Genomic DNA, 16,253 nt, shown 5'->3' with positions numbered 1-16,253 from the left:
TATTTAAAGAGTTAATGCGTTTTTAGTAGCTTCTAAATAAGCGTGTCCCCATTTTTGGCAGGGTTCTAAATGGTTGCCCTCTGCCCACTCATTCCAGGCATTAAGAAAAATGAAATTCTCTTCCGGTGAATAAGGCATAAAATTTTGCACAACTGTTCGTAGCCAATTTTCGTACAATTGCGGTGTGGAATCGTGGAAAATCGTAGCATCTTTTTTTCGCCGTGCCGAATTGTCCCACATCGGTGTTACACACGGAAATCTTTTGTGAGTAATTGGAGGGCGTTGTAACATATTTTCACAAAGTTGTTGGTAAGAAAACACTTTATGCAGCTCAAAGGGGTGCGGATTGCTTTTCAGTCGTTGCAGCCACTTCTCTTTTTTACCGATTTTAAAGCGTTTGGGAATATTGCGCCAATCGGGCTGAAACTCTACCGAAGCATCAAAACCGATGCTGTCGGGCATTATTTTAGCCGTAAAACTCTCCACCCGTGCTAAATAGAGGTCGGGCAAACCGGCTTTTTGTGCTTCGTTGCGCCAACGGCGAGCCGTAGCAGCAGCGTCAGGGAGTAATTCGCTGCGATACACCAAAAACAAGGGCTTTCCTTCAATCGTAATATAGCGCGGGTCTTTAAAAAAATGCTCTATCAAAAAGCGAATATGTTCTACATCATCGCTGTCGGAATAATGCTGTGCGATGAGTACATCTTGATTCATACCGTCCCAACGGCGCGACCAGTTTTCATTTGCCCAGCACAGACAGAAAGGAAAATCGGGCGTTTGGGTAGCGAGCATATTATCCAAGGGCTGATGCAATAAACGTTTTCCATTGAACCAATAGTGATAAAAACAAAATCCGTAAATGCCATATTGCTTGGCTAATGCCGCCTGCTGCACCATAATTTCGGGCAGACGCAAATCATAAAAACCCAAATCGGCGGGCAAATGCGGTTGATAATGCCCATTGAAATAAGGCTGAGTGCGAGTTACATTTGTCCATTCCGTAAAACCCTTTCCCCACCATTCGTCGTTTTCGGGAATAGGGTGAAATTGGGGCAGATAAATGGCAAGCGGACGGAGCGGCATAGGAGAGAAAATATTAAATATACTTTATTAAAAAACCTAAGAATGGAAAGCGATCGATACTTTGTAGTACAAAACGCTTAAAAGGTGTAATTTTTTTTAAATGATTGTTAAAAATTTCAACCCCACTTTCATATAATAAAAAATCTAATTTGTTTATTTCTTTTATTAATCTGATAGTTTCCGGTGGAATATTTTTGATTGTAGGTCGCTCATTATTAATATTAGTAGAAGTAAAATTTAAAACTTTCTTTTTCCATCTAAATTTTTTTTTAAATAATAAAACAGAATTATAGAAATCCTCTGATATGCCAATATTTATTTTATTTTCTTTAATAAAATTAAAAATAAGAGGTTTTATGTCTTTCCCTGAGGATAGTTGTTCATTTAATTCTTTATAATACTCACCAAAAAAATATCGTGATTGAAAGTTATAGCTATAAGGAATACTAACGAAATCATGGAGCGAATCCATACCCGCTGTTAAACGCCCTGGGTGTTTTTTTAATACATAATAATAATTAGAGATAACTTGATCAGTCGGATTTCTTAAAAAAGCAATACAACTACATTTTTGCCTATTAACATTCAATTGACTAAAGCTATCCCAATTTATATGTCCTACCAATAAATTGATTTGATTTCCATTAGCACGGCTTGCATTTAAATACATATTTCTAATATATGTTAGAGATATGTTGGTGCTTTTAAATAAATCTTCATTGTTATGGTATTGAGTATCAATTTTTTGTACATCACAAATTTGATGCGGCAAAAATAAACTGTTTAAGATATTTCTAAAAGTAGAGCCTGCTGTTTTAGGAATATGTAGAAATACAATCATATTTATTTGTTTTTAGGCAATAACCATTGGCTCAAATCCCTTCCGAGCAGGTTTTGTAATTGTTGTATATCTTCTTTAAAATAAACAATGGTATTGTTAAACGTATCTTCTGATAGACGAGGCTTTTGCGGTTGCGGAGCAGCAACGGCAGCGGGCGGATTTTTCTTAAACAACGATGTGAAATGCTGCAACCAACCCGTTGATGTGGAAGCTGAGGGTATGTTTTTTTCTCGTTTTGCCGCAAAAGTATTGTATTTCATCTCTACATTGGGCATAAAACTATCATCTACCTCCAAAAAGCGGAACATATCCTTGAGCAATGATTTAGGGTCTTTGCTCAAATCTTCGTACAGATATATACGAATTTTATCGTGGTCAAAAATATCATAATATCTTTTGAGCATTTTATAATACAGCCCCAATTGCAAATATTCGGCATAATTCCGCTGAGCATCATCGGCGATAGCTGCTTCAAAAGTGGGATTTTTTTCAAACCCTAATTTTACAAAATGCCAGTAATGCGAATAGGCTCTCTCCACTGGTTGGCGCAGACAAGCGATTATTTTGGTATCAGGAACAATACTTTTAATATTTTGGGCTGCTTCGGGAGTGTGCATATACAGAGGCGAGGCTTCACCGATAGCTTTTTCTTTTTTTACGCCGTCAAATAATTTTTTATAATCCTCAAAATTAGATACTGTTCCTTTCCATACCACCGCGCTGGCGGGGTCGTTGAAATCAATATTTTGATTCATCACCGAAAAAAAACGAGTTTCTTTCACCGGACTCATAAAAATTTCGGGGTGTTCGCGCAAATAAATATATAGCGAGGACGTACCCGATTTAGCAGCTCCGATTATCAAAAAATTGGGTAGAGGCATAGATTTTTATACAAGAAATTACTTGATGGCAACTAAAGTATTTTGATGATAACCTTTATGTTCTTTATAGTCATAAAACGCTACTTTTGAAAATAAAGGCTTCCAATTTTTTTCTATATAAGCTTTTGGAATACAGGCTTCACCGTAATACGAACCATCGCGCATATCGCCGCCACCTACAGCACTATAACAAAAATCTCCTTTGTCGTATTGTTGAAGGGCTGTTTTCGTATCTGTAAAAGAACGTGCCAAACCCATCAAATGCGGCGGAATCTGAGGTTGCTCTCTCACCTTAGCACATTGTTCAATAAAATCGCGCCCGCGCGTGGTAACAATTAAAATGCCACCGGGTTTTAAAATCCGTTTAAACTCCTGTATCCACGCCCAGTGCGCATCTTCAGAAAGGTGCGAAAATACCGAAAAAGCCGTAATTAAATCGTAGGTATTTGCCGGCAGGGAGCCATCGGGCAGGGGAGGGGTTTGGCTGAGTTGGCACTGAATATTCAAATCGCGGCTCAATTGCAGCACATCTTTATCCACATCTACGCCGTGTATTTGTTGTGGTTCAAAATCTTTCAGAAAAAATCGGTTAATGCGCCCCCAACCGCAGCCAAAATCCAGCATTTTATCAAAAGCAGTATAATTTAACCCATGTTCTGCGCAGATGGCTTTACAGCGTTTGTAATAGGCAAATGCTCCCGACAAGGTTTGGCGGTCGGTGAAGCCGGTATATTTTAGTTGTATTTCGGTAGCGGGTAATTGCGGCAACAATTGGCGAAATTGAGCAGGTAAATGAGCAGAAGCCGGATTACATAATACTTCAAACCAAACAGCATCTGGTTTATTCTTTATTACTTCTGTGCAACTTTTATAAGCAGCCGGAAAACTCAGGTTGGTAAGCAGGTTTTCAGACGTTTGTTTTGTTTTTTTTGGTGAAAAAAATTGTAGTATTTTTTTTATCATATTTTTTAGCTTTTTTTTATAAAAAATTATACCGTGCGCTGCAAATTTACGCCTAATTTGGAGTAAGTTTCCAAAATTATTTCGCCGGCTTGGTTAATATCAAATTGCTGTACCAATTCGGCAGCTTGTTTGCCTGTATGTCGGCAGTATTCGGGGTTATTTTTGTATGCTAAAATCGCTTCTGCCATTGCTTCTACATTCAGATATTCTACCACTGTGCCTGCACCTTGCTCTACAAACTCAGGCATACCGCCGGCATCGGCAAAGCAGATAATGGGTTTTCCGAGAGCCGCATTTTCGAGACACACCAATGGAAAAGGATCTTCGCGCGAGGGCAGCACAAATATATCAAAAGTGTTATATACCGGAAAAGGATTATCGCTGATAGGCAGTAGTGTTACTTGTGCTTCTAAATTGAAATATGCCAAATCTTTTTTCAGAAACTGATAAAATTCATTGCGTTCTTCCACGCCAATCCAAGTAAAATGAATATCTTTAATATGTTTTTCCAATACTATATTTTTTATCAACTGAAAAAAATATCCACACCTTTTCGATAGAAGAGGTGTGCACAAAAACCTATTGTGAAATATTCTTGTTGATAGGATGATTTTTGATAAATACTGGCTTTTTCAAGAAACTGTTGAATATCTATGGCATCATAACAAAGCCCTGATTTTGATGTAGCTACACCCAAATTCCGCAGGTTGTTTAAGCAAGCTTTGGAACCTCCCAAAAAAAAATCAGAATATTGCAAACAAAATTTCCAGCTGGAAGGATGTTGATTAATAATCCCACTTAATTCGTGTAAATGACTGATAATAGGAGCATTGGCGTATTGGCGTACAAACTGATACACATTTCCTGCAATAACAGTGTTGCCATGAATAATACTGACGGGGTTATCAGTAATGTGCTTAATAAAATGATGATTTTTTGAGGCGTTTTTTTTAAAAAATTTTTTAAAAAATTTTTTTATTTCATTCTCTTGTTTTTTAGCAGGAGTTATGGGGGCATATTTTTCAAAAATAAAGGTGTGCGCAATCTTAGAAAATTCAGTGTATAAAGGTCCACTAAGTAAGCAGAGTACAATAGGTTGAATAGTGGTATTTTTACGCAGCCACTTTATGGTATGTAATAGTAAAAGGGGAGCCCCCGACAAAGAACAATCGTGTGTAATAAATAGGATATTCATATTATTGATAACTTCTTGACATTATAGCATCTCAAATTTATTTGTATTAAGAGTAAAATAATATGCATAATAAATTATATTTTATGTCGCACTGAATCTATCTTTCCATTCATTTAATGATGCGATACCGGTTTTTCTTATTGTTTTAGATGGTTTATAAAATGCTTTTTCATGAAATTGGAAGTATAGATCTATCCAAAAAACTGAATAATTTATGATACTCTGATTTAGGATTTATCACTCCTTGTCGTAAGAAAAAAAAATAGATATTATTCAATTTACCATTTAAATGTTGCAATTTTGGGTACGAAATTATAAATACACCAAAACAATATCAATTCCAAAAACGGTTGTCTTTCTGTTTTACATCATTGATAAGAGTTTGGTAAGGGAGCAAATAATCGTGATATAATTTTTCTTTTTTTAATAAGACATCTATAGCTTGCATCTTATGTTGTTGCGCCCATTTGGCTTTTATCCATGAGTTGGCGACCGCACAAAGGATTTCGGTAAATAACAATAATTTTAGTATCAGAAAAATTTTTGTGGATTCATTCCAATGATAAATTAATAATAATTTTTTTGATTAATTTTTTTCGTGATAGCGGTTGTCCTTTACCAGTCTATTTGCTCCCTTCTATATTTTCGGTCAATATTTTTTTGTACATTCATATAACGGAGCATTTTGTGTTTCTGCTGTCATATATGTGAAAAAATCATACGATTTAATGCTTGGTATTTTATCTTTGCAAAAAGGCTCAAATATTTCATCGTATTGTTTTTGAGCATTAAGAACTTGCCCAACCCAAGTGGTTCCACTGCGTCCCATTCCAGACAACAGCAGATGTTGTTTTTTTATGAAAATTTCAGAAAATATATTCCACATTATTTATGACCTAATTTTCGGCTATTAACTGCAGAAAAAATATCGGAATAATTATTTTGTACTTGATTTTGGTAAAATCCGATCTCTTTAAATAATTCTTCATTAAAATACATCGCCTTATCAATGGCACCTAATTTAATTAAACTTTTAATTGCGGTTTGGTAAATTTGACTATAATAATTACTCTTATTAGATTTAAAATCACCCAATTCTAAATTCTTACTTAAAATATTGTAAAATAATATATGTAAATTGAGTAAACGCTCTGTACCTTCAACAGTTTTAATCAGCCCACTATGTATGCCTCCGTCGTGGCGGCGATATACACTCATTATATCACTCAAATAGCGAATTTTGCCAAATTGACTGAGATATAATTGTAATGACCAATCGCCAAAAGGTGAAAAATAAAACCAGTTTGGAATAGTACGAAGCAACTCTCTTCTGAATACAATAGATCCTGTTGGAAATAAGTTTTGAGTCAAGATATCTTTATGGGAAAAGTCTCTATCTTGATTAAATTTATCAGGAAGGACACTAGATAGATGTTCTGTTTCTCCAGTAACTACTTTAGCCCTATGGCAACAAATTACATATTCGGGATGTTCTTCGAGAAAATTAATTTGCTTTGTCAGTTTAAATGGATCTAACCAATAATCGTCTCCATCTAGAAGAGCGATATAATTTCCTTTTGCATTTTTTATATTGTGAATAAAGTTATATCTTCCTGTAGGGCTACCATTAATATAAATCACATTTTTTCTTTCGTGTAAAAATAAACGTATTTTTTCAGAATAGTTTTTCGCGTATTCTTGACAAATTATTCGAGTATTATCTATAGAATTATCTTCGCCTATACATATTTCAAAATCAGGTACTATCTTTTGTGATATAACACTATTAATAGCCTTCGCTATAAATTTTCGTGATTATAGGCGGTGATACATATGCTAATTGTCATAGATTAAGTGTTCTTAAAAAAAAAGCTCGAAAATATATATTTTCGAGCTTTCAAATTCTAAGACTTTAAAATTATTTAGCTTTTAAAGCATCAATTTGTTTTTGTAAACCAATGATGTAAAGAGTCAATTCTTCAATTTTTTCCATTTGAAGACGATTCATTTCACCCAAATCAAAACCATTCGCATCTACTTCTGATGCTGTAGGGATACCAGGCAAATGTTTGTTTGTTTTGATACTTGCTTCTAATTCGCTCAAAGGCATTAAGTCGTAATCATTAGCAAATACATAATCAGGCCAGCTGGCTTGTAATTGAACGCGTACTTCTTCAGCAATAGCTTTGCCACGAACTGATAATACATAACCAGTAGCAAGAGCTGTACCATTTACGCAAACGCCGCTACCGTTAACATATAATTTCGGATTACCAGGAAGACCTGTAGCACCTGTATGAGCAGCATCTACTTCAAATCCAATGCCTTGGCTTGCTAATAAATAACGAACCTGAGCTTTAGTATTGCCACCTACCATAAAGGTAAAGTCAGGATTACCCGCTGCAGCATCAAGAGCTAATTCAAACTCAGAAGATCCATAAGAGTAAATATTAGCAAGACTTGTAGCTGTACCCACTGAAATATTGTCAGTAGTAGTCATAGCAGTACCTGCATCCGTCCACTGAGCATTTGCAGCAAATGCAACAAACATTAAAGGAAGTCCAAAGAATAACTTTTTCATAAAAAATAAAAAAATTTTTTAGTTTGTTAATTAATAAAATTGAAAATAGTGTGATAAATAACAAGCAATGCAAATCTATATCTTTTTTTGTTATTTACAAAATATTTTTTTCTTTTTTTGTATTTTATTTCAAGAACGATCATAAAGTAATGCAGATTCTTTGATTTTATTATCAATTTGCTTTATATGCTTAGTAAAGTGTGGTATTTTTGATGCTGTGCCAAATTCATCTATGTTAAGATTGAGTATATCAAATAAATTATTCAAAAATTTGTTTGGATTAGCACAAAAATCCTCATGTTGTATATGTATATAATTTTTATTACTTATTTGCTTTAACCCTTCTTTAATAGCATTATTTGTATAATAAACTTGACCTATTACTTGTTCTATGGGAGATAATTTTTTTAAATCATCATATTCCTCAGGCTTAAAAGAAAACCATTCGTTATAATTTCCGAAATAATGATTTCTGGCTTCCAATATAGATTGTGCATTTTCAGCTAAATTTCTTTCAGTAAATATGATAAATGCATTATCTAAGTTTTTTATTAATTCAGGTATATGCCAATTTAACATCATCCCTTTTAAAAAAATAGGTGCTTTATATACTTGCTGAATGCTTTCTAAGCCTTGTTCAAAGCCCTTGAAATCCACTTTTTTTAATTCATCTACTGTTAGTTGTTGTATCTCTTGATTAAATGTAAAAAATCGCCTCCAAAAATACCAAAACTCATTAGGAGAGAGGATATGCTGAGTTTTTCCTAAATCGGATTCAAATTCAAATAGTCTATCATAGTCTCCCAATAATTCTTTTCTTATATCTAAATCAAAAAATAATTTTTGTAATAAAGCTCCAATTTTTGGCGCATAATAAAATCGGGAAATTAAATTAGAGGGGTAACAAAATTTTGTATATTGGGCTAAAAATTGAGCAAGTAATGTAGTTCCACTTCTTGCACACCCCATAATAAATATTTTCGGGAAATTAGAGCTGTATGTTTCTGATATAGAAGGGTCAATAATATATTTTGCCAAATAAGCTAAAGTATCTTCCACTTCTTGATTTTTTTGATGTAGGGGTAGCCTTTTGTAGTTTTCCATTGGATTAATTGTGCTATTAAAATAACGTCAGAAAGTTGAAGAAAGTTACTTGTTAAAATAACCCGTAATAGTCGGTAATCCTTTAACAATGGAGTATTCCTTCATAATTTGTACACCTTGCTCATAATTTCCAATATGAGGGTTCAATTTTTTACCATTTACCATGTCTATTACTAATTGTATAAAATTAGCACCCGCTTCATGGGAAATAGGATATGCGCCGCCAAATCTCGGATTCAGCTCTATTATATATACCTTATTGTCTCGAACAAAAATATCTACATCTAATGGACCAATATGTCCTACCGCTTTACCCAGTCTTTTACCTTCTTCAAATAAAAGGTCTGAATATACTGTTACAGACTGATCCACTTCGCCTGCTCTCATGGCGAGTTTTTGTTTACATACCACAGAAATCACTTCCCCTTCTTTGTTATTAAAGATATCTAAGCAGTATTCTGTACCTGATATTTTATTTTGAATAATCATAGGGTCAGAATCGTAATGAAATAAAGATGGCATCTGCTCTATGTTGTAAACCGTAAATACGTTTTTACTTCCAAAACCGAATTGAGGTTTTATAATTAAGGGAAATTGTAAGTATCCGTCTGCTATGGCATTATATGCGGCTTCTAAAGAGTTTACGGTGAAAGGAGTATAAAATTTATGTTCTGTCAAGAAATTAAAGGACTTATATTTGTCAAAACACAAAGTGCTGATGTGATGTTTAGGCAGTATGGGAAATACACCTATTCTTTCAAACTCATTTAAGTGTTTTGATAAAATTTCTACATCATCATCATAAAATGATAAAATAGCAGTTATATTTTCAATACGACATACTTCTAATACTTTTTGAATATATAATTCTTCATTGGCAATGTCAGGCATAATATAGCTGGCATCACAACGCTTTAAACCGGTAGTCCAAGGTGTATTACTGGTACCTACAATGCGGTCATTGTGTGATAAGTAGGCTTTGAAATAATCCACCATATAACCACGTCTACCTATACAGGAAAACAACAAATTCATAATTTAATTATTTTAACATGTTAAATAACATAAGAATTAAAAACATCTTCAATGTTTTCTTTTTTTCTAGCTACCCCAATGATACTTTGGTTCTTTTCTTCAAAAATCGGAGGGCTTAGGTTAATAAACGGCGGCTTGAAAACTATACTATACGACCCCATATTTTTATAGCCGATATAATCGCCAATAGAAATTCTACCTGAAAAGTTTTTATATAAATAATCATATTCTAAGCACGTATAGCCTGCTATATCCATATCTATATTATTTATTCTATTATTATCGTTATCGGGTTGTTGTATGATTTCAATTGATAAATTCTTAATATCTCCGTTCGGCTTTACATTGTGGAAAGTACCACTACACAAAGCGATAGATTTGCCACGTATTGTTTTTATGTCTATGATCTTGGTATAAAAACACATGGTGTCTCCTACTAAGGCAACTCCAGGTTCGATGATTAATTGGGGGGGAGCGGGGTGCTTATAGAAAATTTCTGCCATCTTTTTTCCAATTGCTTCCCCATAATCTCTGATGCTTGGAATTGCGCAGCTAAAAAGATTTTTGAGTTTTTCATCCATATTCCCAAAGAAACCTCCACCTATATCAATATATTCTAAGGTTGAATTTTTAAGAAATTGCTTGGAAATTTGTACTAATTTTTCAAGTCTGAACAAATATGAATCTACGGTTCTTTCTACTGTGGGAAAATGACAGTGTAATCCCACTATTTTACAATTAGGATACGATTCTAATAATTGTATAATATTTAACAAATTCTCTTCTTGCAAAATATCAAATCCAAAACGTGAAATCTTATGAGTGTCTAACTCAAAATTACATCTAATGCCTAATTTTACTAATTTATTTGGGTTTTCCTTTAGAAACTCTTCGATAATTTTTACTTCATAAACTGAGTCTATATTTAACATTGAATCGTGAGATAGTGCATAAAAAATAGATTCGTAAGTTTTGTAGGGTCTATTATAAATAATGTTATATGGAGATACTCCTATTTTTAATGCTAACAGATATTCCATTTCGGATACTACTTCAGCATACCCTCCCCAAGTATTCACATATTTACAATATAGCGGTAAATAGTTAGTTTTATAAGAATATCCGATAGCACTATTATTGTAATATTTTTTTAATGAGCTAAGGAAAGTATCATAGTTGTGTTGAAGTTGTGAAGGATTACAAGTATAAAAAGAATTGCATCTATACTGTTTTTCTAAATCAATTATTTGCTGATAATTTAACATTTTTAATAAAAAGGAAAAATGCTATACCGTTTTAGAATAATAGGTATTATAATAAAATAATACTATATGAAGCTGCATATTTTTTCAATATCATTATTGCTGAGTCCCACATATAATGGCAAACACAATACCCTACAAGCTATGCTCTCAGAAACAACCATTTTTTGATAGTTATTTAGATATGAAATCGTATTAAGTGAAGGATAAAAATAACGTCTGGGAAATATATTTACTTTATTCATATTGTCTTTTACTTCCAATAATTTTTCTTCTGTTTCAAAAATAACTGGAAAATAAGCATAATTCCATAGGGTCCCTTCTCTGATTTTTAATAAAGTTACATTTTTTTCTTTAAGTAATTGATAGTACGTTTCAACAATCTGTTTACGAGATTCAATGATATGGTTAATGTAGGGAAAAACAGCTAAACCCATAGCGGCTTGTAATTCGCTAATTTTAGCATTAATACCCACTCCATGAAATTTTTCGGGACCATTATGCCCAAAGTTATGTTGATAAAACAATGTCTCATACAAACTATCTTCATTACAGAACAATGCTCCGCCTTCTCCGGTATGAAATAGTTTAGTAGCATGAAAACTGCAAGTAGCAACATGCCCATAATTGAAAATAGAACTATTTTTAAATTTTACGCCAAAACAATGAGCAGCGTCATAAATAACCTTGAGTTGGTATTTTTGAGCTAACTTCTCTATTGCATCTACATTACATGGGTTGCCATAGACATGGGTTGCCAATATAGCACTGGTATTAGGGGTGATGGCAGCTTCAATATGTTTTTCATCAATAGTAAGGTATTCAGGGTCAATATCAACAAATATAGGTTTCAGTCCTTCCCAAACAATACTACTTGTAGTAGCTACATAAGAAAAAGGTGTAGTAATAATTTCTCCTTTTAAATTTAAGGACTTAAGAGCAATTTGTATAGGAAGAGTACCATTGGTTGTAATTAATATTTTAGATACCTCCAAATAATCCTTCAATAGTTTTTCTAATTGTTGTACTAATTCTCCTCTATTTGTTATCCAACAATTATCCCATGCCGGTTTTAAACACGACATATAAGCTTCAGCAGGAGGAAGAAAAGTTTTTGTTACAGGAATCATGTACTGTTATTGTCTTTTTTTTCTGATGGTACGCATTAATTTGATTTTGTCTTGCAAGATATTTAACGCTTTTTTCTGACTCTCGTTGATCTGCTTCACCGTTTGGCGTTCTCTTATTTTTTCTTTAATATTAAAAAGAAAACTATTGCCTTTGGTCCATACATTCTTGCTAATAGTTTCATAACCTAAATAGAGCATTTGTTCTTGTGTTAAAGTTTCTATTATAGATATATCTTCATCCGAAAGAAAACTTTTGAACTTGCTAAAGTTATCTTTGATAATACGCTTGTCAATGTTTTTCCAATACGGATTTCTTTCTGCATCTTTTTTATTCTTCTCACTGATTACTTGCCCACAAGCTGCCTCCCATTCCAAACCCAGATAATGGATAATGTTCTGCATAGTATTTTCTGTGTCTGATACCAAATTTTCATATTTCACAAAATGCATTTTTACACCACTTTCAAATAATTCAATACATTTTTTTGTTCACTTCTCCATTTATTGGCTATTTGATATGGTGTTTTGAGATAAATTGGTTGTTTTAGCCAAGAAACAGCCTGATCTCTGGGATCTCTGTATAGGTATAAAAAATAGGGATCTGGGAAATATGAAGAAATTAAATCTATATGTTGAAATAAGTGATTGTCTTTACAAACGTAATGTTTTTTTCCTTCTTTTGCTGCTTTAGCATTTGAGATATAATCAAATGCGTGCATTAAACTGTGTACTTTTGATGGATATATTAGCTCCAATTGCCAATCGCTAAAAGCATGATTAGCAAGTTCTAGCATATCTTCTAATAAATAATTATAGTTTTTTAATTTAATATAATGGTTAAAAATAGGTCTAAAATATTCTAAAAAATGCACAGGAACGGGTGCATTTAGCAGGGAGTGATTGTCTAGTAGGACTCTAAGTAAATTAGAGCCGGATCTTTCAGACCCTAATATAAATACTGTTTTCTGCTTCATTAATTTTTATAAAAATCTCAATAAAATTCATATAGTGCCAACAAAAATGGCGATACTTATGTATTATTTTTTATTACAAATAATTAAAAATCAATATTTTATAACTAATAAATTGTGCGATTTTATCAATCAAAAGGGAATAATAAAATGCTAATATAATTATTAAATTATTTATACTTTACGAGCAAGAATCAAATCCTCTTTTTTATTAACTCCATATTTATAAGCAAGCTCATCGGTAAACATCTCACTGTGCTTTGAAATCTCTAATTTGAACCCTGTTTTAATAATATCATTATAAAATGATTCCTCACTAAAAATTCTACAATGATCTTCCTGTCCATAAAAAAATAACCTTAAATCATCAGTATTAATATTTTCATCACTAAAATTTGATTTCAGAAGACGGGATAAAGGTGTTTGGAGAATCGCAATGCCATTTTTGTTGAGTACCCTATAGATTTCAGCTAATGCTTTCATATAATCGGGTACATGTTCTAATACATGGTTGCAAATAATAATATCAAAGTAATTTTTCGAATAAGGAATTGACGTAATGTCTATCTTCTGTATTTCACTATTTTGGGGCATCAAATCAGCTTGAATATATATTTCGGGTTGGCGTAACTTGATATCTTTTTTTAAATGCGTTTCGGGCGCAAAATGTAATACTTTGTTATTATCAAAATACTTCCATAATGCTAGTTTATCAAAAAACATATATAAGTGGCGTTCTCTGTCGTGACATTTACAAATTGGACAACCAAAATTATCCCTGTCGCTACCTATCATATTTAGGTGTGTCAAATAAGAACTTCTAGATTCACTGCCTCCTTTTGTTTTTGTAAAACTATCTATATGTTCTTTACATATATAACATTGACGTTCTTTTTTTGAACCTATTTTTATATTAGAAGTTTTATCTTTTTTTGAAAAAAAACCTTTAAACATAATTGTTTGATTAGTTTATTAACTGCCATTCTAACAAAGGACGAAGTACGCCTCTTCCTCTTGTAGGTAGTCTGTAATGGTTATAAAATTTTACTTCATTGTAGAAGAACTTTACTATTGTATAAAACTCTTCAATCAATGTACTCGTATATACATTTGAAATGATGATATTTATAGCATAGAACCCGGTATTTAGGAGAAATTTAGGAATTCTGCATTTTGTCTTAATAAGGGACTTTTTTGTTTCTATATTATCTAAATTTAAGCACATATTAGTATTACTTCCTAACACGATTATATCTTTATTTATTTCAATCAACTGTATCCCCACATCAAAACGCCCTTCTTCTACCAATTTCCAAAATTCTATTTCTATAATAATGTCATCGCTCATCGCTATCGGCTCTTCGGGCTGCTTGTCGGCGGCGTGCACCACTACGCTCTTCAACTTCACCAACTCGTTGCCTGGAGCATTGTCAAAATCCCACATTGCTGCATTGCTCAGTGCCTCTTTGCCTTCGCCTACGGTGGGCGGCGGTAAATCGCGGTATTGATTGAGGGTTTCTTCTATGTCTCCGAAAAACATCATCTCGCCACGCTGCAAATATAATCCTTTATTGCACAAACTTTGTACGCTATTCAAATTATGGCTCACAAAAAATACCGTTTTACCGCTTTTGGCGATGTCGCGCATTTTGGTCATACTTTTGCGCTGAAAATCGGCATCGCCTACCGACAGCACTTCGTCAATAATTACCACATCGGGATTGAGGTGGGTGGCTACTGCAAAGCCCAAACGCGCCCGCATCCCCGACGAATAATGTTTGATGGGGCTGTCGATATGCTGCCGTATTTCAGAAAAATCAATAATGGCTTCTTCTACCGCTTTGATGTCGCTGCGGCGCATACCCAAAATAGTGCCGTTGAGGTAGATATTTTCCCGTCCGGTGAGTTCGGGGTGAAAACCGGTTCCCACTTCTAACAAACTCGCAACCTTACCCCTAATCCGCACTGCCCCTTCTGTGGGAGCGGTAATACGGGAAATAATTTTTAAAAGCGTAGATTTTCCGGCTCCATTTTTGCCCACTATGCCCAAAATATCGCCCTGCTCCAACTCAAAAGAAATATTGCGCAATGCCCAAAAATCTTCGTGGTGGGTGGCGGGGTCATCATCACGGCTCCACCAACTGCCCCAACGCTGATGAAGATTATCTTTGAGCGTATCGCTGTTTAATTGCTCAATACTGTATTTTTTGGATACATTCTCAACTCGAACGGCTAAAGGGTTTTTCATTTCAATACTACTATACGGTATCTACAAAATTTTTCTCAACTCGGTTAAATAAAAAGACGGAAAGCAATAATATCACACCCGCTACAATAGCCGCATAGAGCAATCCGGTGGTGGCACTGTACGGTGTACTGAAAAAAGCATAACGAAAGGTTTCAATAATAGGTGCTAAAGGGTTTAAAGACAACCACTTACGTAAATCTGTATCTACAATTGCCAAAGGATAAATAATCGGGCTGGCATACATCAGTAAGCGGGTAGAGTAGTTGATAAGCAGGGCGAGGTCGCGGTAGCGCACCGTAAGTGCTGATACCGCCAAACCAATGGAACTGCCCAAAGTTCCGGTAAGCAGTACCAAAAAGGGCAATACCAACAACCAATAGTTGGGTGCAAAAGAGGGCTGTTTCCAAAAATAATAAATCACATAAGCTACTACAAATACGAGTAATTCAAAAAAAACAGGCACTAAACCTGCCAGCATTTTTGCCAAAGGAAAAGCAAAGCGCGGCACATACACTTTTTCAAAAATAGATTTGTTTTCGCGCAATACGTTACCGGTTTTATTGAGGCAATTCAGAAAATATTCCCACAGCAACAAACCGCTCATAAAAAATAGAAAATGCGGTACATCTCCTACATTTACACGGGCAATACGCCCGAACACGAGCGCGAAAGTAAGAGCCAGAATAATGGCTTTGCCCATATACCACAAAGAACCCAAAGCCGTTTGAATATGTGCCGCTTTGATTTCTTTACGAACCAAAATCCATATCATATCCCGATACCTCCACAATTCTTTCCAATCTACATACAACAAATGGGGGCGGGGTTCTATGACAATATCCCAATCTTCTTTCGTTTTATATTGAGTGCTATCCTGCATGAAATTTTAAATTGTAGCCGCTGATTTTTCGCCTTAATATGAAACAATTTAATCTGTACGAGTTATACATTACTTAATA

The 16,253-nt window shown here is 34.0% G+C and carries 18 protein-coding genes; all 18 read right to left on the bottom strand.

Going from position 1 to position 16,253, the window contains the following annotated elements:
* Positions 1-3 precede the first annotated feature (3 nt).
* Entirely contained in the window at positions 4-1,083 is a 1,080-nt protein-coding gene (locus IPL35_06505) for a glycoside hydrolase family 99-like domain-containing protein (GenBank protein ID MBK8443073.1), read from the bottom strand.
* Between the two features lie 13 nt (positions 1,084-1,096).
* On the bottom strand, positions 1,097-1,924 hold the full coding sequence (locus IPL35_06500) for a sulfotransferase family 2 domain-containing protein (protein MBK8443072.1): 828 nt from the start codon (positions 1,922-1,924) through the stop codon (positions 1,097-1,099).
* Between the two features lie 2 nt (positions 1,925-1,926).
* Positions 1,927-2,805 carry a sulfotransferase domain-containing protein gene (locus tag IPL35_06495; GenBank protein ID MBK8443071.1) on the bottom strand — a complete coding sequence of 293 codons (879 nt, stop codon included), beginning with the start codon at positions 2,803-2,805 and terminating at the stop codon, positions 1,927-1,929.
* Positions 2,806-2,823: 18 nt separating this feature from the next.
* The gene (locus tag IPL35_06490) at positions 2,824-3,768 is read right to left on the bottom strand and encodes a class I SAM-dependent methyltransferase (GenBank protein ID MBK8443070.1); all 945 of its coding nucleotides are present in this window, start codon (positions 3,766-3,768) and stop codon (positions 2,824-2,826) included.
* A 26-nt stretch (positions 3,769-3,794) separates the two neighbouring features.
* Positions 3,795-4,280 carry a glycosyltransferase family 4 protein gene (locus tag IPL35_06485; GenBank protein MBK8443069.1) on the bottom strand — a complete coding sequence of 162 codons (486 nt, stop codon included), beginning with the start codon at positions 4,278-4,280 and terminating at the stop codon, positions 3,795-3,797.
* A gap of 14 nt (positions 4,281-4,294) precedes the next feature.
* Entirely contained in the window at positions 4,295-4,963 is a 669-nt protein-coding gene (locus IPL35_06480; protein MBK8443068.1) for a hypothetical protein, read from the bottom strand.
* Between the two features lie 649 nt (positions 4,964-5,612).
* Positions 5,613-5,849, bottom strand: a complete 237-nt coding sequence (locus tag IPL35_06475) for a sulfotransferase domain-containing protein (GenBank protein MBK8443067.1) — start codon at positions 5,847-5,849, stop codon at positions 5,613-5,615.
* Positions 5,849-6,766 (bottom strand): glycosyltransferase, encoded by a 918-nt coding sequence (locus tag IPL35_06470; GenBank protein MBK8443066.1) that lies wholly within the window; start codon positions 6,764-6,766, stop codon positions 5,849-5,851. The genes IPL35_06475 and IPL35_06470 overlap by 1 nt, the downstream gene beginning before the upstream one ends.
* A gap of 115 nt (positions 6,767-6,881) precedes the next feature.
* Entirely contained in the window at positions 6,882-7,544 is a 663-nt protein-coding gene (locus tag IPL35_06465) for a hypothetical protein (protein MBK8443065.1), read from the bottom strand.
* A gap of 129 nt (positions 7,545-7,673) precedes the next feature.
* Entirely contained in the window at positions 7,674-8,648 is a 975-nt protein-coding gene (locus tag IPL35_06460; GenBank protein MBK8443064.1) for a sulfotransferase, read from the bottom strand.
* A gap of 45 nt (positions 8,649-8,693) precedes the next feature.
* The gene (locus IPL35_06455; protein MBK8443063.1) at positions 8,694-9,683 is read right to left on the bottom strand and encodes an ATP-grasp domain-containing protein; all 990 of its coding nucleotides are present in this window, start codon (positions 9,681-9,683) and stop codon (positions 8,694-8,696) included.
* Between the two features lie 20 nt (positions 9,684-9,703).
* Complete coding sequence (locus IPL35_06450; protein MBK8443062.1) at positions 9,704-10,948, bottom strand: decarboxylase; 1,245 nt, start codon at positions 10,946-10,948, stop codon at positions 9,704-9,706.
* A 62-nt stretch (positions 10,949-11,010) separates the two neighbouring features.
* Complete coding sequence (locus IPL35_06445; protein MBK8443061.1) at positions 11,011-12,075, bottom strand: DegT/DnrJ/EryC1/StrS family aminotransferase; 1,065 nt, start codon at positions 12,073-12,075, stop codon at positions 11,011-11,013.
* 6 nt (positions 12,076-12,081) lie between these two features.
* Positions 12,082-12,516, bottom strand: a complete 435-nt coding sequence (locus IPL35_06440; GenBank protein ID MBK8443060.1) for a hypothetical protein — start codon at positions 12,514-12,516, stop codon at positions 12,082-12,084.
* A gap of 11 nt (positions 12,517-12,527) precedes the next feature.
* The gene (locus IPL35_06435; GenBank protein ID MBK8443059.1) at positions 12,528-13,049 is read right to left on the bottom strand and encodes a sulfotransferase; all 522 of its coding nucleotides are present in this window, start codon (positions 13,047-13,049) and stop codon (positions 12,528-12,530) included.
* A 171-nt stretch (positions 13,050-13,220) separates the two neighbouring features.
* Entirely contained in the window at positions 13,221-14,000 is a 780-nt protein-coding gene (locus IPL35_06430) for a methyltransferase domain-containing protein (protein ID MBK8443058.1), read from the bottom strand.
* Between the two features lie 10 nt (positions 14,001-14,010).
* On the bottom strand, positions 14,011-15,294 hold the full coding sequence (locus IPL35_06425) for an ATP-binding cassette domain-containing protein (GenBank protein MBK8443057.1): 1,284 nt from the start codon (positions 15,292-15,294) through the stop codon (positions 14,011-14,013).
* A 10-nt stretch (positions 15,295-15,304) separates the two neighbouring features.
* On the bottom strand, positions 15,305-16,174 hold the full coding sequence (locus IPL35_06420; protein ID MBK8443056.1) for an ABC transporter permease: 870 nt from the start codon (positions 16,172-16,174) through the stop codon (positions 15,305-15,307).
* Positions 16,175-16,253 lie beyond the last annotated feature (79 nt).

The sequence above is a fragment of the Sphingobacteriales bacterium genome (genome assembly GCA_016711285.1).
In the GTDB taxonomy this organism is placed as follows: Bacteria; Bacteroidota; Bacteroidia; order Chitinophagales; family UBA2359; genus JADJTG01.
This window is presented reverse-complemented; position numbering and strand designations above follow the sequence as displayed.

Excerpts from the sequence above, each read along its gene's own strand:
- IPL35_06505 (MBK8443073.1), bottom strand. The coding sequence starts at position 1,083 with ATGCCGCTCCGTCCGCTTGCCATTTATCTGCCCCAATTTCACCCTATT.
- IPL35_06500 (MBK8443072.1), bottom strand. The coding sequence starts at position 1,924 with ATGATTGTATTTCTACATATTCCTAAAACAGCAGGCTCTACTTTTAGA.
- IPL35_06495 (MBK8443071.1), bottom strand. The coding sequence starts at position 2,805 with ATGCCTCTACCCAATTTTTTGATAATCGGAGCTGCTAAATCGGGTACG.
- IPL35_06490 (MBK8443070.1), bottom strand. The coding sequence starts at position 3,768 with ATGATAAAAAAAATACTACAATTTTTTTCACCAAAAAAAACAAAACAA.
- IPL35_06480 (MBK8443068.1), bottom strand. The coding sequence starts at position 4,963 with ATGAATATCCTATTTATTACACACGATTGTTCTTTGTCGGGGGCTCCC.
- IPL35_06475 (MBK8443067.1), bottom strand. The coding sequence starts at position 5,849 with ATGTGGAATATATTTTCTGAAATTTTCATAAAAAAACAACATCTGCTG.
- IPL35_06465 (MBK8443065.1), bottom strand. The coding sequence starts at position 7,544 with ATGAAAAAGTTATTCTTTGGACTTCCTTTAATGTTTGTTGCATTTGCT.
- IPL35_06460 (MBK8443064.1), bottom strand. The coding sequence starts at position 8,648 with ATGGAAAACTACAAAAGGCTACCCCTACATCAAAAAAATCAAGAAGTG.
- IPL35_06455 (MBK8443063.1), bottom strand. The coding sequence starts at position 9,683 with ATGAATTTGTTGTTTTCCTGTATAGGTAGACGTGGTTATATGGTGGAT.
- IPL35_06450 (MBK8443062.1), bottom strand. The coding sequence starts at position 10,948 with ATGTTAAATTATCAGCAAATAATTGATTTAGAAAAACAGTATAGATGC.
- IPL35_06445 (MBK8443061.1), bottom strand. The coding sequence starts at position 12,075 with ATGATTCCTGTAACAAAAACTTTTCTTCCTCCTGCTGAAGCTTATATG.
- IPL35_06435 (MBK8443059.1), bottom strand. The coding sequence starts at position 13,049 with ATGAAGCAGAAAACAGTATTTATATTAGGGTCTGAAAGATCCGGCTCT.
- IPL35_06430 (MBK8443058.1), bottom strand. The coding sequence starts at position 14,000 with ATGTTTAAAGGTTTTTTTTCAAAAAAAGATAAAACTTCTAATATAAAA.
- IPL35_06425 (MBK8443057.1), bottom strand. The coding sequence starts at position 15,294 with ATGAAAAACCCTTTAGCCGTTCGAGTTGAGAATGTATCCAAAAAATAC.
- IPL35_06420 (MBK8443056.1), bottom strand. The coding sequence starts at position 16,174 with ATGCAGGATAGCACTCAATATAAAACGAAAGAAGATTGGGATATTGTC.